The sequence below is a fragment of the Marinitenerispora sediminis genome, assembly GCF_003336425.1.
Classification (GTDB): domain Bacteria; phylum Actinomycetota; class Actinomycetes; order Streptosporangiales; family Streptosporangiaceae; genus Marinitenerispora; species Marinitenerispora sediminis.
This window is the reverse complement of the sequence record NZ_QEIO01000067.1, coordinates 1-18,672: the sequence shown is the minus strand read 5'-3', so window position 1 is coordinate 18,672 and position 18,672 is coordinate 1. Positions and strand designations below refer to the sequence as shown.

General features: G+C 71.8%; 21 protein-coding genes. 5 read left to right on the top strand and 16 right to left on the bottom strand.

Going from position 1 to position 18,672, the window contains the following annotated elements:
* Window positions 1-310 precede the first annotated feature (310 nt).
* Together DEF28_RS14485 and DEF28_RS14480 are read right to left on the bottom strand one after the other, a co-directional pair.
* Window positions 311-1,147, bottom strand: a complete 837-nt coding sequence (locus tag DEF28_RS14485; protein ID WP_199493300.1) for an NAD(P)H-binding protein — start codon at window positions 1,145-1,147, stop codon at window positions 311-313.
* A gap of 293 nt (window positions 1,148-1,440) precedes the next feature.
* Window positions 1,441-2,277, bottom strand: a complete 837-nt coding sequence (locus DEF28_RS14480; RefSeq protein WP_114398830.1) for a helix-turn-helix domain-containing protein — start codon at window positions 2,275-2,277, stop codon at window positions 1,441-1,443.
* Between the two features lie 180 nt (window positions 2,278-2,457).
* Here DEF28_RS14480 and DEF28_RS14475 point away from each other — a divergent pair, with 180 nt between their 5' ends.
* A complete protein-coding gene (locus DEF28_RS14475) occupies window positions 2,458-3,339 on the top strand; it encodes an SDR family NAD(P)-dependent oxidoreductase (protein WP_114398831.1) in 882 nt (293 codons plus the stop codon).
* Window positions 3,340-3,555: 216 nt separating this feature from the next.
* On the top strand, window positions 3,556-3,792 hold the full coding sequence (locus tag DEF28_RS14470) for a hypothetical protein (RefSeq protein ID WP_147280159.1): 237 nt from the start codon (window positions 3,556-3,558) through the stop codon (window positions 3,790-3,792).
* A gap of 186 nt (window positions 3,793-3,978) precedes the next feature.
* Here DEF28_RS14470 and DEF28_RS14465 read toward each other — a convergent pair whose 3' ends face one another.
* Together DEF28_RS14465 and DEF28_RS14460 are read right to left on the bottom strand one after the other, a co-directional pair.
* Window positions 3,979-4,356 carry a VOC family protein gene (locus DEF28_RS14465; RefSeq protein WP_114398833.1) on the bottom strand — a complete coding sequence of 126 codons (378 nt, stop codon included), beginning with the start codon at window positions 4,354-4,356 and terminating at the stop codon, window positions 3,979-3,981.
* Window positions 4,357-4,798: 442 nt separating this feature from the next.
* Window positions 4,799-5,128 (bottom strand): hypothetical protein, encoded by a 330-nt coding sequence (locus DEF28_RS14460; protein WP_114398834.1) that lies wholly within the window; start codon window positions 5,126-5,128, stop codon window positions 4,799-4,801.
* A gap of 1,798 nt (window positions 5,129-6,926) precedes the next feature.
* Here DEF28_RS14460 and DEF28_RS27555 point away from each other — a divergent pair.
* Window positions 6,927-7,067, top strand: coding sequence for a hypothetical protein (locus DEF28_RS27555; RefSeq protein ID WP_158562835.1), 141 nt, complete (start codon window positions 6,927-6,929; stop codon window positions 7,065-7,067).
* Window positions 7,068-7,257: 190 nt separating this feature from the next.
* Here the strand turns inward: DEF28_RS27555 and DEF28_RS14455 are convergent, their stop codons facing one another.
* The 3 genes from DEF28_RS14455 to DEF28_RS14445 all read right to left on the bottom strand — a co-directional run bounded on the left by DEF28_RS14455 (window position 7,258) and on the right by DEF28_RS14445 (window position 9,310).
* Complete coding sequence (locus DEF28_RS14455) at window positions 7,258-7,626, bottom strand: type II toxin-antitoxin system PemK/MazF family toxin (RefSeq protein WP_114398835.1); 369 nt, start codon at window positions 7,624-7,626, stop codon at window positions 7,258-7,260.
* Window positions 7,623-8,264: a type II toxin-antitoxin system antitoxin SocA domain-containing protein gene (locus tag DEF28_RS14450; RefSeq protein ID WP_158562833.1), complete on the bottom strand. Its 642-nt coding sequence runs from the start codon at window positions 8,262-8,264 to the stop codon at window positions 7,623-7,625. Before DEF28_RS14450 ends, DEF28_RS14455 begins: the two co-directional genes overlap by 4 nt.
* Window positions 8,265-8,731: 467 nt before the next feature.
* Complete coding sequence (locus tag DEF28_RS14445; RefSeq protein WP_158562831.1) at window positions 8,732-9,310, bottom strand: recombinase family protein; 579 nt, start codon at window positions 9,308-9,310, stop codon at window positions 8,732-8,734.
* Window positions 9,311-9,360: 50 nt separating this feature from the next.
* On the opposite strand from DEF28_RS14445, the gene DEF28_RS14440 reads away from it, so the two are divergent.
* Window positions 9,361-9,885, top strand: coding sequence for a hypothetical protein (locus DEF28_RS14440; protein WP_114398838.1), 525 nt, complete (start codon window positions 9,361-9,363; stop codon window positions 9,883-9,885).
* Between the two features lie 38 nt (window positions 9,886-9,923).
* Here DEF28_RS14440 and DEF28_RS14435 read toward each other — a convergent pair whose 3' ends face one another.
* Both DEF28_RS14435 and DEF28_RS28080 read right to left on the bottom strand, forming a co-directional pair.
* Window positions 9,924-10,511: a hypothetical protein gene (locus tag DEF28_RS14435; RefSeq protein WP_114398839.1), complete on the bottom strand. Its 588-nt coding sequence runs from the start codon at window positions 10,509-10,511 to the stop codon at window positions 9,924-9,926.
* Window positions 10,512-10,665: 154 nt separating this feature from the next.
* A complete protein-coding gene (locus DEF28_RS28080; RefSeq protein ID WP_199493297.1) occupies window positions 10,666-11,082 on the bottom strand; it encodes a GntR family transcriptional regulator in 417 nt (138 codons plus the stop codon).
* Between the two features lie 268 nt (window positions 11,083-11,350).
* Between DEF28_RS28080 and aroA the strand changes: the two genes are divergently transcribed.
* Window positions 11,351-12,637 (top strand): 3-phosphoshikimate 1-carboxyvinyltransferase, encoded by a 1,287-nt coding sequence (aroA, locus tag DEF28_RS14420; RefSeq protein WP_114398847.1) that lies wholly within the window; start codon window positions 11,351-11,353, stop codon window positions 12,635-12,637.
* Here aroA and DEF28_RS14415 read toward each other — a convergent pair.
* The 7 genes from DEF28_RS14415 to DEF28_RS14385 form a co-directional block, all read right to left on the bottom strand.
* A complete protein-coding gene (locus DEF28_RS14415; protein WP_158562830.1) occupies window positions 12,634-13,233 on the bottom strand; it encodes a nucleoside/nucleotide kinase family protein in 600 nt (199 codons plus the stop codon). The two genes, aroA and DEF28_RS14415, sit on opposite strands and share 4 nt — an antisense overlap.
* Complete coding sequence (locus tag DEF28_RS14410; protein WP_114398841.1) at window positions 13,227-13,904, bottom strand: sulfotransferase family protein; 678 nt, start codon at window positions 13,902-13,904, stop codon at window positions 13,227-13,229. The genes DEF28_RS14415 and DEF28_RS14410 overlap by 7 nt, the downstream gene beginning before the upstream one ends.
* A gap of 15 nt (window positions 13,905-13,919) precedes the next feature.
* Window positions 13,920-15,017: an oxidoreductase gene (locus DEF28_RS14405; protein WP_114398842.1), complete on the bottom strand. Its 1,098-nt coding sequence runs from the start codon at window positions 15,015-15,017 to the stop codon at window positions 13,920-13,922.
* A 33-nt stretch (window positions 15,018-15,050) separates the two neighbouring features.
* Window positions 15,051-16,253 (bottom strand): aminotransferase class I/II-fold pyridoxal phosphate-dependent enzyme, encoded by a 1,203-nt coding sequence (locus tag DEF28_RS14400; protein WP_114398843.1) that lies wholly within the window; start codon window positions 16,251-16,253, stop codon window positions 15,051-15,053.
* A gap of 63 nt (window positions 16,254-16,316) precedes the next feature.
* Entirely contained in the window at window positions 16,317-17,393 is a 1,077-nt protein-coding gene (locus DEF28_RS14395; protein ID WP_114398844.1) for a hypothetical protein, read from the bottom strand.
* Window positions 17,394-17,414: 21 nt separating this feature from the next.
* Window positions 17,415-17,870, bottom strand: a complete 456-nt coding sequence (locus DEF28_RS14390) for a hypothetical protein (RefSeq protein WP_114446154.1) — start codon at window positions 17,868-17,870, stop codon at window positions 17,415-17,417.
* Between the two features lie 230 nt (window positions 17,871-18,100).
* Entirely contained in the window at window positions 18,101-18,388 is a 288-nt protein-coding gene (locus DEF28_RS14385; protein ID WP_114398343.1) for a hypothetical protein, read from the bottom strand.
* Between the last annotated feature and the right edge of the window lie 284 nt (window positions 18,389-18,672).

Here is an 18,672-nt window from a genome sequence, read left to right as displayed (position 1 = left end):
CGATAGTCGAGGTGAACGGATCCGAGGCCCTGGCGCGAGGCGTCGAGCCGTTCGGAACGGGGTCGCGGGGGCGACGGCCAGCGGCTCCCGTCCGCTGGCGGGCAAGCGCCGCGGGACGCAGCGCTTCCACCGATCGAGGCCATGCGGGCCCGGAGCCGCCGCCGGGTGCCCACCGCCACCCGACCGCGCCTCACCCGCCTTAAGGGCCGGGGGTGCTGCGCAGGGTGCTCGCCCTGGCCACCCGGCGGGGCTTCGCGGTGGGCGAGGTGCACACCGGCCCAGAGCCGGTGCGGGCCGGGCCACCGGGCGGTCACCGCCGCCAGGCTCCCGCCGCTGCGGCCCGCACGACATAGTCCTCGAAGGTCCCGGCCGCCCGTCCCAGCACGGCGGTGAGGTCATCCGTCGTCGCGGCGATCAGCCCGCGCTCCATCAGCACGAACATCTCCGCGACGTGGTGGGCGTCGTCCTCGCTCACGCCGGCCGCGACCAGCGTCGCGGCGTACTCGGCGGGGGAGATCCGCCGGTAGGCGATGGGCCGCCCGGCCGCCCGGGAGATCAGCTCGACGGCCTCCCCGAAGGTGAGCGCGCGCGGTCCGGTCAGCTCGTAGGTCCGTCCGGCGTGCCGACCGGTCTCGGTCAGCACCGCGGCCGCGGCGTCGGCGACGTCCTCGACGTCGATGAACGGCTCGGGCACCGCGCCGGCCGGGAGCGCCAGCTCCCCGGCGACCAGCGGGGCGTGGAACACGTCCTCGTCGAAGTTCTGCGCGAAGTTCGACGGCCGCAGGACGGTCCACTCCAGCGCCGAGCCCCGCACGGCGTCCTCGGCCGAACGCATGTCCAGCCCGAACGGGGAGTCGCCCCAGGTGTCGGCGCCGCGCCCGGAGAGCAGGACCAGCCGCCGCACTCCGGCGGCCTCGGCCCGGGCGACGAACTCGTGCACCGGGCCCGGCACCCGCGGGGCCACCACGTAGACGGCGGCGGCACCCCGCAGGGCCGCGTCCCAGCTGCCGGGATCGGACCAGTCGAACCGGGTCCCACTCGATCGCGAGGCAGCGCGCACCGGCGTGCCGCGCAGCCGCAACCGGGCGGCGACCCGCCGGCCCGTCTTGCCGGTAGCGCCGAGGACGAGAGTGATGCCGTTGCTCATGACGTCGATTGAACCCGGCCGCCTCGGACAGTCCCATAGGTAGGAAGCCGGATTGCCTGTGTATCCGTCCAAACCCGCTGAGGTAGGTGCGTGCGGTGGCCTGATCCGAGTGAACCGTACGGGGTGCCCAGCGCCCGTCTCGGCCCTGTCATGGCCGACAACGCGGACGCCGTCCGCCGAGACCGGACTCGACCCCGACGCACCTCCGCGGACCCGGGCGGAGGCCGAGGGGGGACGGCCTCGCCACGTCCGCCGATCCACCGGCGACCCGCCCGGAGACTCCGTCCCGCCGTTCATCCGGCCTCGTGGGGGCCGGTGACGCGGAGCAGGTCGAGTTTGCCCGCGTCCTCGCTGTGCGGGCGGGCGGTGTAGACGATGATCCGGAGGTCGCCGTCCAGGGTCGCCAGCACATCGCAGTCGAGGGTGACCAGACCGGCCGCTGGGCTGTGGATGGTCTTGCGCGCGGCCGTACCCGGAATGACCGCGAAGTCGTCCCACCGCTCCGCGAACGCCACGCTGGTCGCGCGCAGTTCGGCCACGAGGCTCGCGAGTTCGCGGTCGTCCGGGTAGGTCGTGACCGCGCGGCGGAGGTCGCTGACGAGTTCCCGTCCGAATCGGTCGTGCTCCTCCTCGGTGTGCACGACCGGGCTCGGGGCACCGCTGAAGTGCCGCCACACGAGGTTGCGCGACCGGGAGGACGCCGGTTCGACTCCTCCGAGCAGGGCGGTCCAGAGCGCGTTGGCGTGGAGGAGGTCCCAGCTCGCCGTGAAGACCGCGACCGGAGTGTCGGCGAGCCGGTCGAGAATGCGGGCGGTGCCCGGCCCGATATGCCGGGGCACCACGCCGGCGGCGGGCGGTTGCGCCCCGGCGGCGCGGTAGAGCAGGTCGCGTTCGCCGGCCGAGAGGCGTAGCGCGCGGCCGAGCGCCGCGAGCACCTGGGTCGACGGGTTGCGCGCCCGTCCCTGTTCGAGCCGGACGAGGTAGTCGACCGAGATCCCGGCGATGGCGGCCAGTTCCTCACGACGCAGTCCGGCGGTACGCCGCAGTCCGACATCGGGCAGCCCGACGTCGGACGGGCGTACGCGGTCGCGCCATGAGCGCAGGGCCCGGGCGAGCTCACCGGTTGTCATGACGCCAGGGTCTCACCCCGTCTCGCGGACAGGGTGGTACTGCGGGTACCTGGGACTTCCGAGCGGTATGCCGGACGGTGGAGGCATGTCCACTTCGAACTCTCGCGCGGCTGAGTCACCGAACCGCGCCTCGCCGACCAGCACACGCGGCCCGCGTCATCCGATCGGAGGAACGGCCCAGTGAGCGAACTCGCCGTCGTCACGGGCGCCAGCGGCGGGATCGGGGAGCAGATCGCGGCCGGTCTCGCCCGCACCGGCGCGACGGTCGTGCTCGTCGCCCGCGACCGTGCCCGGCTGGACCGGGCACGGGACCGTATCCGCGGCGCCGTCCCGGGAGCCGACCTGGAGACGGAGCCGGTCGATCTCGCGGACCTCGCCGAGGTACGGGCGCTGGCGGATCGGCTCGGCGAGCGCGGGCCGTCGATCGTCGTGAGCAACGCGGCGGTCATCGCTCCGCTCGACGACCGCACTCCTGACGGGCTGCACCGGTCGCTCGCGACGAACCACCTCGCCCCCTACCTGCTGCTGCGCCGGCTCGCGGAGTACCCGGCGGCCAAGCCCCGCCGGTTCGTCGTCGTCGGCGCGTCTCCGCGTGCGCTCACGCGGGTCCCGGTCGATCTCGACGACCTCAACCTGGAGGCCGGCCGCGGACTCGGCTGGCCGCCCAGCTTCCGGCCGTTCGTCGCCTACGCGCGTACCAAGAACATGAACGCGATGTTCGTGTACGCGCTGGCGTCCCGGCTGGCCGGCACAGGCACGACCGTGAACGGCGTCCATCCGGGAATCATCAAAGGCGGCCACCTCAATCGGCACGATCGCGGAGCGCTGAAGGTGTTCGGCGCCGTGTGCGGCATGTTCGCACGCGGGACCGCCACCGGCGCCGACACCCCGGTGTGGCTGGCGACGGCCGAGGAGATCGAGGGGGTGACCGGCAGGTTCTTCGTCCGGCGCCGGGCCGTCGAGACGGCACCGCACACCACCGCTTCGGAGCGCGTGGAGCGCCTGTGGCGCGAGAGCGCCCGACTCACCGGGCTCCCCGCCACGTCGGAATCGGCGCCATGAGGAGGCCCTGTCCGGTGTCCGGTCACGTCGCCAAGGGGCGGCGCGCTCGCGGAGACGAAGCGTCAAGGAGGTGTCGACGGACCGTCATGGACATCGCGTGGAACGAATGATGATCATGGTCCGTGCCCGTGTCGCGACACGGCAGGACGGCGGCGTCCGGTAGAGGACCCATCCCCGGCCGGACCAAGCGTCACCACCCCAACTCACGCCCGTTCCATGAGGAGAACCATGGTCATCAAACGCGGTCTCGGCGTCGCGGCGGCAGCCTTGGCCATCACCATCGGCATGGCAGCCCCCGCCCACGCCGCCGGATGGAAGTACGTCCGGGTCTACCCGGCCACGACCGCGGGAATGCAGCAGTGCCAGGCCGACGGCAAGTCGTCGGGAACGCAGTACAAGTGCGAGGGCCCCAGGCTCAGGCACTGGGAACTCTACATCTGGGTGAACGAGTGAGCCGACCGCACGCGGCGGCCGGTCGGATCCGCATCAGCTGGCGGAGCGCCGGTCCGCGTTCCGGCTGACCACGAACGAAGGGCCCGTAGGGATCGTCTGCGGGCCCTTTCGCGCATCCCCGCGTGCGGGGCGTGGCGCCGGTACCCCGTCGGCCGGGCCGCGGCCCCCGTGGCCGGCGAGGGGGCGTCAGAGCGGGGCGAGGCGGGCCTTGAGCAGGCAGAACTCATTGCCTTCGGGGTCGGCGAGCACGTGCCACGGCTCCTCGCCGGTCTGGCCGACGTCGGCCGGGCGCGCTCCGATCTTCAGGAGGCGGTCGAGTTCGGCCTCCTGATCGCGGTCGGTGGCGTTGACGTCGATGTGCAGCCGGAGTGTCCGGTGCTTCGGCTCGTCGGTGCGGCTGAGGATGATCGTCGGCTGCGGACCGCCGAACCCTTCGCGCGGCCCGATCTCGATGCAGTCCTCCTCGCGGTCGAGCACGACGAAGTCCAGGACCTCGCACCAGAACCGCGCCAGCACCTCGGGATCGCGGCATTCGAGCACGAGCTCACTGATACGGCATGCCATGGACGGAACCTGCTTTCAGCGTGAGAACTGCCGGGGTGGCCGCGCGGAGCGCAAGGGCGTCCCCGTGCGAACACGCTCGTGACCGTACCGGGTGAGGCGAGCGGGGTCGAGGCGATTTCCAGGTCCGCACCCGGCCGGGCCGCCGGCTGAGGCCGTAGGTCGCGCAGTGGGGGAGCCGCTTCGGGGCACGCCCTGGCGGGCGGTCATCGTGTCTGTCCACCGTGCACACGTGAGTGCTGACGAGCGATTCGCGGCGGAGCCGCATGGGCGGCTCCGGCGGCACCTCAGCCCGGTGGCCGCGTACCTCCAGCCCCGGTCGCCCGGCTCGTCGCCGTAAGCGGCCCGGGTCGCTCTCCTGCGGTGCGGACAGGGTGCGTGGCCGCGGGGCGCCGCACCCTGTCCGCAGGCCGTGCCGGTGAGCCGGCCCGGCGGCGATGCGCCGCTACAGCACGGCGACGGTGAACGGCCGGTCCGCGGCGCTGCCGTTGCTCTGGCTGGTGACGATCGTGATGGTGTCGGTGGCGTTGCCGCAGTAGGCGTGCGGTGCACCGATGGCGGTGATCTCGCCACGCGAGTTGTTGAGCGTGGCGACGATCGCCGCCGTGGACAGGTCACGTACCGCACTGGGCGAGACCTTGACGCAGTAGACGCCCCGGATGGACGTGCCGGTGCCCCGGGTGACCGATTCGACGTTCTTGGTGTGCAGCAGCCGGGCGTTGTCGCTCACCTTGGCAGCCGCGCGGGCGTAGGGGGCGTCGATGTCGTTAGCCAAAGCGGCACCCGACAGAAGGGTCACACCTGCCGCGGTCCCGACGGCGAGCGCGAGGACGCGAGTGGTGCGGAGAGGCGAAATACGCATGGTCTTCCTCATTACCGTGTGGAGTTGAGATTTGCGGAGAGTGAGTCCATGAGGGCGGCAGGTCGCGCGAGGGAGCTTCGCGGCCCGAGCTCGCGGGAGGAGCCCCTGGTCGCGGTGCCGGCCGCGGCTCCGGCGGCCCCAGCCGCCGATCCGGGCTGGGCGCCACGAGAGGCGATCCAGAACCCTGGCCTGCGGGACTCGGGCGGCCCGCGCGGTGGGCATGGTCCCCGTCCCGCGTCCGGCGCCCGGGGGATGCCGCCGTGGGTCGGTCGAGGACGCGGTGGCCGCGGACCGGAAGGCGGCTGGTCCCGGATTCCAGCCGTTCGGAGTCGCCCGCGCCCGCGGCCCCGAGTACAGGGGGCTACCGGTCCGGCGGTGTCGTTGCTGGAGAGTTCGGTCGGGGGCCGCCGTCGGGGGGACGGTGTAGCGGTCCGGCCGCGGGTCGAACGCCGCGCCCCAGGACCCCCGGACGCCCCGGGTCGATGAACCCGGGGCGGCTTTCGGCCGCCACCGGGGCCAGGGCCAAGAGGCGGGTAGAAGCCGCGGCGGTGGTCATGGTGCGCTTCACAGGCAGCTCCGATCACGAGACAGGAGTAGGCGGAAGAACGCGGCCCCGGAGAGGGGAGCGGTGGCCGTCCATGAGCAGTGGTCTCCTCCTCTGGACCTGGGGAAACGTGGTCGACCGACCCGGAATACCAGGTCGAGGAGGCAAAGCCGAGTAAAGCTGGGCAATGCAGAAGCGATTTCGGGGACGGCTCGGGGACGGCGACGAGGCCGGACCAGGTCGCAAGATGGCGCGGCGGCTGCGGACCCAGCGACCCGGAGTAGGCCGGCGCCGCCGCGGCACGTCTGGCCCGGTACTCCCTGTACGACGACATGATCATGGAACGGGCGGTGCTTCCCGCCAAGGATGTGTGGATCTCCGGGTCGAAGAAGAATCCGGCGGAGCCGGCCACGATCAGAGGCGCCGCCGATCAGGCGCGTGAACTCGCCCACGCCACCCCCGGCAATCTTGACGCGTTGGAGGCGTCCGAGCACCTGCGCCAGGTCCGGACGGCCATCGCCTACGGGGGCATGTCGCCATTGCCGGGACCTTCCGGCTACGACCTGGACCGTGATCTCCACCCGTCGGAAGCCGGGAGGTCCGCCTTCCTCCGCACCGTGTACGGCGTGACACGCGACCTACCAAGCCGAGGCTCACGGCCGGAGGAAGGACGCCGTGGAGGCGGCCGAGCGCTTGACCGGCCTGCTCAACAGCACGGTCGAACCCCCGGGGCGCAGGCTCGCCGACCTTGGAAGATCTGCGGTTCGAGCGGGAGGTCTGCGGCCGAGGGACGCGAAGGGGGCTGCGGACACCCGGGAGGCCGCCGCGGTCCCGCGTCGGAGCCGGTTGTTCCGGTGGGGGAGATCGCGCCTGCGGCAGGGGGGTCCGTCCTAGGGGGTCCTTCCTAGCTGAGGAGCCTGACCTCCGGCGGCGACACCAGCACCCCCGAATCCCGGCGCACGCTCGCGCTGCCGAGGCGCTGCGTCATCGCCCTGCGCGTACAGCGCTGGCGCCAGGCGACCGAACGGCGAGCTGTCGGCGCGGCCTGGTAGGACCATGGGCTGGTCTTCGCTTCCAAGGTCGGCACCGGACCGGACTCCCGCAACGTTCGCCGCGTCTTCAAGCGCGCCGGCCGACGGCATCCCCGACCCCGAAACCCGCGCCGCTATGGACTACGAACTCGGCCGCCGGTTCTCGCCGCTGTACGTCTCCCACGTCGCAGTGTCGGACGGCCGGTGGATCGGCCCCGAACTCGAACCACCCGCACCGCCGACACCCGCCCGGCTCACACTGGGCATGCCCATCTGAACGCCGCTCCCACTCGCCGGTCGTAGCGGGTGGGAGCGGCTTCGTCGTCTCGGGCCTAGCCGGGGCACCGTCACTGGTCCGGCAATCACCCGCCCGCCGCCCCCCAGCACACCGGCTTCCTGACCAGCTCATGAAGGCGCCCCCGCTGTCATCGGATCGCAGGGGCGATCAATCGCGTTCGGAGTAGCCGCTAGACCTGGCCCGTGTACTCCGCCCAGTTGAGGTAGATCTCCTCGAGCATGTCCGCAGGCAGATGGCCAACGAAGTCGCCGACTTCGTCTTTTGCCATCGGCTGTGCAGCCACGACGCGAGCCCAGCACTTCTTGTCCATATTCCCTACACCGTAGGGGATCTTGACGCAGTACTTGGTCCTGCGTGTCGCCTGGCTCGGGCAGGGGACGACCATGATGATCGGCCACTCGTCATCCTCGTGGGCAGAGTCGCCGCTGATCACGATGACGTTGCGCTGGGCGTGGGGTTCGCGGTCATAGTCGGGGGGAAAGGTAAGGAAGCGGTCGGGTACCCGGTAGATCCCGCCGCGGATGATCCCTTGCTTCACTCCTCACCCAGCGCCTTCATGGTGGCCCGACGCCGCGCGCCGCTGGACGCCGCCATCTCCTCGCGAAGCTCCTCGCCGACGCCTGGATCGTTCTTGCGCGGCGCCCTGCGCGCGAGGTGCTTGCGGTACCGCTCCTTGAGTGCCTCGTATTGCCTGCGGCGGCGCGCGCGGTTCAGATCGATAAGCACACCGCGGGTCCCGCCAGCCTGGGCCGCGAGCATGGGCGACGTTTCGTAGGAGAGGTCCCGCAGAGCGACCGCGCTCTTGGCACCGTGCTCGGTGACCACCTGCTGGACGAGCCCGTCAAGTTCGGCACTGAGAGGCGATTCCACGTCTTGTACAAGGCGTAGCCGGACTTCTCCAGTGACACCGCCACGGTCGTCCACGCGTTCGACAATCCCCGCCGATGTCAGTGATTCCTCGACACGGTAGAGGGCGCTGTCGAAGGGGCCGTAGTTCTCCCAGCGCCAGGTCGCCCCCGAGAACGGGACACCGCCGTCTTCCACCGACTTGAGATCGGCGAGATACAGGAGCTTGGCGATCTTGGTTCGGTTGAGGGTGTGCTTGTGATCGCGTGCGGACTTCAGTAGGGCGAGCGTTGAGCGGAGGAGCGGGTCGTCCGGCTGAGAGAAGCTCATGCCGTGCGCCTCCTTCCTGCCGTCGGGGGGATTGCTCATCGGTACCGACCGTTTCATTATACGTGCAGGTCAGCGACGTTACCGCTAGCGGGATGGTCATAGGGAAGTTTGGCCACGAGAGGCCACAGCCACGATCGTGTGAACGGATCGAAGAGCTTTGCGTCGATGGCAGTTAGGTGGGGAGGGCAGGCTGTGAGAGCCAGCCGCACGGCTGTCCCGAGCCTATCCGGCGCGACTGACCGTCCCACGGTGTACCCACACGACAGCGCCCCGTCCCCCATCTGACTTGATGGGGGAAGGGGCGCTCTTCCCCGCGTGCGTGGGGCGGGCCGACCGGATGCGTAAGGAGGGACGGCGATGACCGGGTCACCCCCACGTGGGGTGGACGCCCGCCGCCGCGACGGTGCCGATCCACACCCGCCCCGCCCGCGTCGCCTCGCAGACCACCGTCGCCTCCTCGTTTCCGCTCACCGGCCGGCTCCGATCTGAGTGATGATCGCGTCGGCCGCCGAATCCGGCAGGTCGCCGCGGCGCACCGCGAATTGCAGGTCACCGACGCCATACAGCACGTGATCAGCGCTTGAGCGCACCACACGCATGCCCAGCCCGCGCGCCTGTGCGGCCTCCCGCACCCGATCCAGGCCGGAGCGCGGCGCTTTCAGCGCGGCCGTGACGAGCTGCGCGTCCCGCCACTGATCGGGGGAGACGACTGCGGGGTGTACGGGCGATGGGCTCCACACCCACTCCGAGACCGGGTTCCACCGGTAGCCGTTGCGTGTGGCGCGGCGGTTGTACACCTGGTACCCGGTGAGCTTGGGGTTAGCGAGCAGCCCGTCAACGCGCGCGATCGTCCAGCTCCCGTCGACGGGGTGGCGCGCCGGATCGGACTCCAGCAGCCGGCGGATCTCGTGGCTGCGCAGCCCCTCGACACGCAGCCGGAAAATCGCCGCAGCGGTCTCCCAACGGCGTTCGTCGGGGTGCCTGGCGAGCCTCCGCTTCGGCCGGCCTTCCCCGAACGCCCCTCGGCGGGGCGCCTCCTCCACCACGACGGCGGTGTACGGTAGAGCGGGACTCCGTGGTTGTAGCCGGATACCGCGTGCTGGATCTGCCCACGCATGGACATCTCCAGCAGCGTGTGCCGGTAGATCTCGGCTTCGACCTGACCGGAGCGGCGGGCGCGGAGCCGACCGGACTCCATGCCGCCGGACGGCTCATTGGCGTACACCAACTCGACGCCGAGCGCCGCGAGCCGGTGTTCCACGGTGAGCGCGGCGAGCATCTGGCGGGCTATGCGGTCGCTGCGCTCAGCGATCACCCGCCCGAACCGGCCCTGCGCCGCGTGCTCCAGCATCTTGGGGACGCCCCCGTCGCGGGGCACGGGCACAGCGAGTTCCGCGTACTCTTCGTCGGTGCCGTGCCCGCGTGCGTCCAGGTCGAGGGCGCCGGACTCGACGTCCCAGTAGTGTCCGCTGAACTCCTCGCTGTCAGCGAGCAGTGTCGCGCAGACGGTTACCTGTCCGGCTATGGAGGAGGCGGGGTCTTGATGGTCGCGTGTGCTGGTCCGGCCGACGAACACGGTCCCGGGGGCGCGCCCCTTGTCCTCCGCGTGGTATCCGGGTAGGTCCGACAGGTCGATGGGGGCCTGGTAGAGAGGCGCGCTCACCGGGCCTCCCCGTAGGAGACATACACCTGCGGCTGCGGCGCGGGCATCGTCTTGCCCGCCGTGAACGCCGCGGCGACGAGGTCGGCGAGGCATTCGGTGTCGAGGCGGTACCGCGCGTCGGGGTCCGTGGCCGTCTCGTCGTCCGCGAGTCGCCGGTAGGGACGGTCGGGCTCGGTGAGGTTCAACCAGACCAGCTCCGGTTCGTCGGAGCTCACAGCCACCCGCGTTTCCAGCACGCTTTGGCCGATCGTGGAGGCGCGGCTGAGCCGGACCCACTCCCCGGTCGGCAGCGCCGCGCCGAGGGTGGTCCCGACGATGTCGGGGCAGTGACGGGCGCGCACGAGCCCCAGGCGGACGAACAGGTGGTAGCCGCACGAGTTGCCGGGGCTCCGGTCCAGGCCCATCGAGAAATCACACTGCACCACGGGGCAGCCTCCGCGCTGGAGGTGCCACGCGTCGGTTCGGCTGGTGACGGTGACCCAGCCGCGCGCGTGCATCGCGGTGGTGACGGCGTCCCAGGTGATCTCACTGTTGCCGCCGCCGCGCAGGTACACGACACGGGGCAGAGTGGGGATGGGGGGCATTAGGATTCCTTCCGCAAGAAGGGTTGCTTCGGCGGCCCGAGGCCCTGGTGGTGCTCGCAAAACCACCGGGGCCCTTTTTGTTGGGCTCTCTCCGCAGACTTTACATGTTCAACTTGTAAAGTGGAAGTCGCCAAACAAGAACCCTGTCCCTGGCTCACGCTCGGTCGGTCCGAGCACCCTGACCAGGCCGCGAATCCAGGTACCTCTCGACTGTGGACCGCCACCACCACGGCGTCCGCCCCACGCGGCCGTCCGGTTCCGGCGCCTGACCACGTGAGACATAGCTGTGCCACGTGTCGCGCCGGACGCCCGCCAGGGAGGCGGCTTGATCGGCGGTCAGGCGCTCGTCGGTGCTCATGGCCCGAGGGTAGCGCCTGACCGCCGTCGCTGCCGCAGGCGACTGGCCCTGCCGCGCCGTTCCTCGGGAGACGCCGTACCGCTGGGTGATGGCTGACTTGCTCGGGAGCGGAGCACTAGGAGGCAGGGCACCGCTGGCGATCGTGGCGCGCAGCTCCTCGGCGATCCGGCGGTACTCGGGCGCGGCGTCGCGTTCGTCGTCCGGACCGCTCACGACGCGGCCCCGACCGGGGGCGCTGTCAGGACGACCACCCCGGCCGGGTCCCGAAGCCTAGGCTCCCAAGCAGTTCCTCACGCGTCCCGTCCATCCCCGGTGGCGTCTCGATCCGCGGAAGGGGAACGGACCGCAGCGATAACGTGCGGGCGTGTTACTCGCCGGAGCAGCCTCGTACTCGTCGCAGCGATCGCATACGCCCTACATGGTCGCGTTCCGGTGGCTACGGTGAGACCGTCGATGCTGCTCGGTGAAGAAGGGGACGTTGATGGGTCGGTTGAGGGTGACGGGAGCTGGTGCCCTGCGGGGGACTGTTCGGGTGCCGGGGGACAAATCGATCTCCCACCGCGCGCTGATTCTCGCTTCGCTCGCGGACGGGCGGAGCACGATCACGGGCCTGTCCACGGGCGAGGACGTCACCCACACCCGCCGCGCGCTGACCCGGTTCGGCGTCACTTTCGAGGAGCAGATACCTGGACAGTGGCAGGTGACAGGCGGGCTGCGGCACGAGCCCGATGACGTGCTCGACTGCGGCAACGCGGGGACGGGGATCCGGCTGCTCGCCGGTGTGTGCGCCGGGGTCGACGGCATCTCCGTGCTGACCGGGGACCAGTTCCTGCGGCGCCGGCCGATGGACCGGGTCGCGGTGCCGCTGCGGGAAATGGGGGCGGGCGTCGACGGCCGTGAGGCGGGCCGGTTCGCGCCGCTGGTGATCCGCGGGGGCGGACTGCGCGGGATCGCCCACGATTCCCCGGTCGCCTCCGCGCAGGTGAAGTCGAGCCTGCTGCTGGCCGGGTTGTCGGCTGCGGGGCCGACCACGGTGGTGGAGCCACACCCGACTCGCCGGCACACCGAGGAGATGCTGGAGGCGTTCGGCGGGAAGGTCGCCGTGGACGGTGCGTCGGTGACGGTGCACCCCGGGACGCTCACCGCCACCGACGTCACGGTGCCGGGCGACCCGTCGCAGGCGGCGTTCTGGGTGGTCGCCGGTGTGCTCGCCACTGACGGCGAGATCGAGGTTCCGGGCCTGTACTTGGGCTATGGGCGCGCCGATTTCGTAGGGGTGCTTCAGCGCATGGGCGCTGAAGTCGACGTGGACGAGGCGACGGGTACCGTGCGGGCGCGGGCGTCGCGGCTGCGCAGCGTCGAGATCGTGGCCTCCGACATTCCGGGGGCGGTGGATGAGATCCCGGTGCTGGCGGTGGCGGCCGCTGCCGCGGAGGGCACCACGGTGATCTCCGGCGCGGCCGAGCTGCGGGTGAAGGAGTCCGACCGTATTGCGAGCACGGTGAAGATGCTGCGCGCGTTCGGTGTTGAGGCCGAGGAGCGGCCGGACGGCATGGTCGTGCACGGCCGCGCCGACTTCACGGCCGGCCGGGTGGACTCCCACGGGGATCACCGCATCGCGATGGCCGCGGCGGTGGCGGCGGTGACCCGCGCCCAGGGCGACACGGTGATCGACGGCTGGGAGTCGGTCGCCACGTCCTACCCCGGCTTCGCCCGCGATCTGGAGAGTGTGGCCGGGGCGGGGGTGTGCGCCCCGGCCGACGACTAGTTCAGCAGGCCGTCCAGCAGACGGGCCGCCTCCGCCGCCACCTGGCCCGGTGGGGCGGAGGCGTCCACCCGGTGCCGGTGGTACGGGACCAGCCCGGCGGTTGCGGCGAACGCCTGCGCGTAGCGGGCGATCCGCCCGGTGTCGCGCGTGGTGGTGAGATGGTCGCGCGACGGCCGGGACAGGACTCGCTCCCGTGCGGCGCCGGGGTCCAGATCGAGCCACAGGGACAGGTCAGGGGCGCGCAGGCTCGCGTACAGGGCGGCCAGCGGTTCGGGGTCGGCGCTGTTGAGCGCGGCGGTGGCCAGCCAGCGGACGGTGTAGGTGTCGGTGATGATGACCTGGCGAGCGTGGTCGAGCGGCGCCAGGTGGTGGTGGACGGCGGCGAGGTTCTCAAACGCGGCAGCGGTCTCGATCTGGTCCGCGCCGAAGAACTCCTGCCACGGGATCGGGTGGGCGAGGTCGGCCGCGATCCGCTTGTAGGTGGAGGGCCAGGCACGGTAGTAGGCGTGGTGGCCGCGCTGGTTGAGGTGCCCGCGCAGGCGTTCCACGAGGGTGGTTTTGCCGGATCCGTCGATCCCGGCGACTTCGATCAGCACGGGTCTTCCCAGGTGTAGTCGTGCAGGGCAAATTCGGGGCCGAACACCGCCTCGACCATGCGGCGTGCCGCCGGGGTGAACAGGTCTCGGCCGGTGCCGGGCGGGCGGAAGTGTGCCTTAGCGCGCACCGACCCCAACTCCAGGCGCGGCAGGCCGACGCGGTCACTCAGATGCGCCAAGCCCTCGGTCAGGCGCTCGTAGCGGATCAGTACGTCCACCCCGACCCGGCCGCCGCGCGTGTACAGGGGCCAGTTCAGGGCGTCGGCCGCCTCCCCGGAAGCCACGAAGTCCTCCAGGCTGGTGCGGGGTTCGGCCCTGTGCCGGTGGTAGTACAGCGACAGCACCTTCTCGGCCGGGTGACGGTCGACCGCCATGGTGGTGTACCCAGACAGATCCATCCGGTCCTGGATCAGGGACAGGGGCATGTGGTTCCACCACGCCACCCCCACCCCCGGACCGGGATGCTTCCCGGCCCCCGGCGCCGCGCCCGGCGCCAAGTGATTCTGGGGGCCGCACCCGCCGTGCACCCGACGCAGGTCTTCGTCACGTGGGCTGAGCGCCGTCACAATGTCGTCTCGTCCGGCGAGCCGGGACAGCGCGATCTCGATGGAGGTACCCGCGGTCTTGCGGGTACGGACGAACACCAGCCGCTGGCTGTGCAACACGATCACTGAGCCGCCCCCTTGTCACAGCTCGGGCAGGAAGTCGCTGGCCGGGACCGTCTGCAACGCCCGCTGGTATTGGCGGGGAACCAGCCCGGCATCCTCGGCACCCACCGCGCGCAACGGGAGAGCCGGGTCGACGAGCAGCCGCCGCCCCATCAGCACCAGGTCGGCGTGGCCCGCGTCGATGACGGTCCCGGCGTGGCGCATGTCGTTGATCAGCCCGACCGCGGCGGTCGCCACCCCGGTCTTACGGACGGCGGCGGCGTACTGCACCTGGTAGCCGGGTGCGGGTCGGCGGGTCTGGGGGCGGCGGATACCGCCGGAGGTGCAGTCGATCAGGTCCACGCCCGCGCGTGCGAGGAGCGGGGCGAGCCGGAGCGTGTCCGGTAGTGTCCACCCGCCGGGCTCGTAGTCGTCGCAGGACAGTCGCACGGCGAGCGGGAACCGGTGCGGCCAGGCGCCGCGCACGGCGGAGACCGTCTCCAGCAGGAGCCTCGCGCGGTTGTCGAACGAGGCGCCGTAGTGGTCGCTGCGCTGGTTGGCGACCGGGGACAGGAACGAGTGCAGGAGCCGGCCGTGCCCGGCGTGCAGTTCGAGCATCCGGAATCCTGCTGCGGCGGCGCGGCGGGCTGCGCGCTGGAAGTCGTAGAGGACCCGGTCGATGTCACGCCGCCCGGCGGGGCGCGGCACCGGGTAGCCCGAGGCGAAGGGGATGGGGGAGGGACCGATGACCTCCCACCCGCCCTCATCGGGGCGCAGCCACCGGTCGCCGTCCCACGGCCGGGTCCGGGAACCCTTCCGGCCGCCGTGGGAGAGCTGCAACGCGGGCACGGCACCGCCGTCGCTGATCACCTCGGCTACGGCGGCGAGGCTGTCCTGCTGGTCGTCGGTCCAGATCCCGAGGTCGTGCGGGGTGACCAGTGCCTCACGCGAGATGGCGGTGGCTTCCACGATCACGGTGCCGACGCCGAGCGCGCGGGTGGCGTAGTGGTGCAGGTGCCAGGAGGTGGCGGCGTGTTCGCCGGGGACGGCGCTGTACTGCGACATCGGGGGCAGGCCGAGCCGGTTGCGGAACTCGACGTCGCGCAGCCGGAACGGCGCGAGCAGCGAAGCGGGCATGCGGGTTCTCCTATTCAGATGTGAAGGCGTGATTCAGATGTGAAGGCGTGAGGCGGCGCGGGTGAGGGCGGCTTCGTAGAGCGCGACCGGGTCGGTTGCGGGGTCGTAGACGTCGCGGGTATCGAGTTCGATGAGCCCGGCCAGGAACCGGTCCGTGGCCGGGAGATCCCCAGCTTGGGGCAGGCGCGGAGCGCCGGGCAGCAGGAGCCGGGCGAGCGCGGGCTGGGTGAACATGGGCAGGGTGTGCAGGCCCGGCGCGGGCCGGCGGGCCCTGAGCCCGGCTTCGGCGAGGACGGTGGTGGCGCGGGCGGCGTCGGGGTGGAGCCAGTGCCACTTGTACAGCGCGCCGTGCGTGTGGCCGGGAGGGCGCGGCAACGGAACCAGCCCCGTTTCAGGGAGGCCGGTGAGCAGCTTCTCGACGGCGGCCTGGCGCTCGTTCTTCACGGCGAGGATCGCGCCGAGCCGGTCGAGGTGGTCCCGGGCGAGGATCGCCGCCAGGGGGTTGGCGCGCAGGTTCTGGCCGAGCCCGGATTGGGCCACCGCCCGCAGCGCGTACTCTGTGGCCTCGGCGAGCGCCCGGTGCTTGGGCTGGCCGAACACGACCGCGCGGTCGAACAGCGCCCGGTCGCGGGTGGTGAGGGCCCCGCACGTCCCCCCGGACACCATCTTGGTGGTGCCCAGGCTCCACACCGCCACATCGGCCGCGCCCCCCACTGGCTGGTCGTGGTGGCGGGTGCCGTGGGCGTGGGAGCAGTCCTCGACCAGTGCGAGGTGGTGCTGGTCGGCGAAGGCCCGCGCCTGTGCGAGCGGGACGGGCCGCCCCCACATGTGGGTGACCACGATGCCTTCGGTGCGCCGGGTGACGCGCGCGGCCGCGTCTTCCAGGTCGATGCTGCCGGTGGCCGGGTGGGTGTCGCACAGCACCGGCACCAGCCCCAACGCTACGAGCGGGGTGACGGTCGCCCGGAACGTGTGGGAGGGCACCAGGATTTCGGCGCCGGGGAGGCAGCCCAGCGCGGCGTAGGCGCTGGCGAGCGCGGCGGTACCGGACGCGCATGCGAGCACGTGGGCGTCGGGGGCGAGTTCACGGCGGACCGCGTCCTCCAACGCGGAAATGTCGGGGTCGCGCGCGTCGGCGGCGCTGAGGTCGCCTCGGGAGATGCGGGCCGCCGCTTCGGCGCGAGCCGCGCTGGACCACCACGGCCACAGGCGGCCGGACGGTGAATGGGTGGGCATCGGAGGACTCCGGGGATGACTCGTCGGCGTGGGTGACTGGTCTGCTCAGGAGGTGGACGCGCGTCAGCGGGGCTGCGCCAGGGCGATGACGCCGTCCATCACGCCCAGCTCGCCGGCGGCGGCGGGTCCTTCGAACAGCAGCTCCTCGAACAGCAGCGAAGGAGCCGCCGCGCCCGGGCCGGTCAGGGGCGCCTCGTAGAACGATGCGTCGTTGGCCTGGATGATCAGGCGGTCGCCCGCCGGGTCGGGCCAGAATCCCTCCACGGCCCCGCCGGATGCGACGGTGCGAACGTTGGTCGGTTCTCCGCCGACTTCGAGATCGAACGCCTCGACCGTCGTCTGCTCGGTCATCCCGCTGATCCCACCGGGCGGGGCGAACCATCGCCCCTCACCGTCGCCGACGAAGTTCAACGGCACGATGTCACCGCCGAGTTCGAGGTAGTCCAGGCCGTCGCTGGTGGTGTGCACGCCGCTCGCGACCGCGAGGTCGCCGTTGTCGGTGATGTCCCAGACGTCGGTGATGTGGGTGAGGGCGGGCTGGCGGCCGGGCTGGGTCTGCCAGCGCGGCACTGCCCCCGCCGGGACCTCGCCCTTCTCTTGGAGGTCGCCGACCGCGGTGTTGGTGACGTCTACGCCGAGGACCGTCTCCGTTTCGCTGTCGCGTTGGCCGGCGGCGACCATCCACAGTTCGGCGCCGTCTGGGGAGAACTGCGGGCGTTCCAGCGTCGGCGTGCCGCCGTTGAAGGTGTTCTCCGCCTCCAGCAGCGCGGTGGGGGTGTAGGCCCACTCGGCGTCGTCCAGGACACCGACGTGCACGCCCGAGGCCCCCTCGTAGGCGGCGCGCCGGAAGTCCGGGGTGAACGCGAAGTGCGACGCCTGCATGGCGTCCATGTTCAGGTCGCCACCGACCAGGCCAGACAGGTCCACCTGGGTGTGCTGTCCCCCGTCCCCCACGTCGTGGAACGTCAGTACTGGCTGGCCGTCGTTGACGTGGAACACCACCAGCCCGTCCGTGCGGATCCGGTCGGCGGGTGGCGTCGCCGGTGGCGGCGCTGGGTCCTCACTCGGTGTTCCGGTGGAGCAGGCGGTGGTGAGCAGCAGGACGGCGACGGCGGCGCGTTTCACGTGAATGGTGGTCACTTCGGGGGCTCTCGATCGTCTTCAGTGCTTATTCGGTTTGGGTTCTCGGTGAGTCGGCCAGGCGGGATCGCGGCGGAGGAGGAGTCCGGCGAGGACGGCCGGGGGTTCGCGGTCGCCGGGCGGGGTGGGCGCGTCGGCCAGGGCGGGGGCGACGGCTGACAGCAGCCCTGCTTTGTGCATCGCGTTGAGGACGGTCACGAGTCGGCATTGCAGCTCGCGGCCGATCTCTTCGGGGGTGCGTCCGGCATCCAGCTGGGCGCGCAGGACGTCGGGGTCGATGTCGTCGGAGGTGAGCGGGTCGATAGCGCTACGGGCGGTCTGGGGGCGGAGCACAAGTCGACCGTTCAGCGCTTTGCTGACGTAGGAGGTGCTGCGCCCGATGTGCTCGGCGATGTCGGAGAGTCGGGCGCCGCCGTCGCGTGCGGCGCGGATGTCGTCCAGGGAACTGGTCGGGGTGAGTTCTGCCGCCGGGTCCATGGCTGCCTCCGCTCGTCTGGGGGATGTGGGTGCCGTCCGGCGCCCGGGGTGTCGGCACCGGGCGCCGGACGGCGGTATGGGGGCCGCGCCCGGAGTGCACCCCTGCGTCTCCGGGCGCGGCCGGTGCCGGCCCCGCTCTGGCTGGCGGGGGCGGCGTGCCGCCGGGCGGGAGCCTGCTGCGCTCGACCGGTACCGGCGGTGGCTTTTACGGCTCTTGCTGTTCGCGGTGTTCAGGCCGCCACTGGCGGGGCCCAGTCCGGGAGTCCTCCTCGGTCGCGGAGTTCGTAGAGGACGTCACGGAGCTGGGCGGTCAGGGCGGTGTCGCGGGCGTCGGCGTCGTGGATCAGGCGGGACAGCGCGGCCGGGTCGCGGCTGGTGAGGAACGGCGGTGCGGCCCGGTCGTGGTGGAGGCGCGCGGCCCGGTACAGCCCGGTGCGGGCGTGGTGGTCGATGAGCCAGCCGGGGTGCTGGAGGACGAGGAGGCTGACAGCGGCGGGTTCTGGGCGGCGGTGCCGCATGGCGTGTCCTCCTCTGCTGGTCGGTGGCGAGGGGGTGCCCGCGCCCCCTTTTCCCTCTTGGGTCCCCTCGGGGCGCGGGCTGCTCCAGTCGTCGTCCTGGAGGGCGCCGGTCTGCCCCCTCATGGCGGACCGGCGGGCTGCGGGGTCCCGGCCGCACCGCGGGTGCACGGCTGGGTGCGGCCGGGTGCCGGTGACTGACCCGGGGGTTGGGCGTTGGGCACCGGCGGCCGGACCACAGGCGGTCCGGCGTTCGTGGGCGGCCCGTCCCGGCTGGAGCCATGACG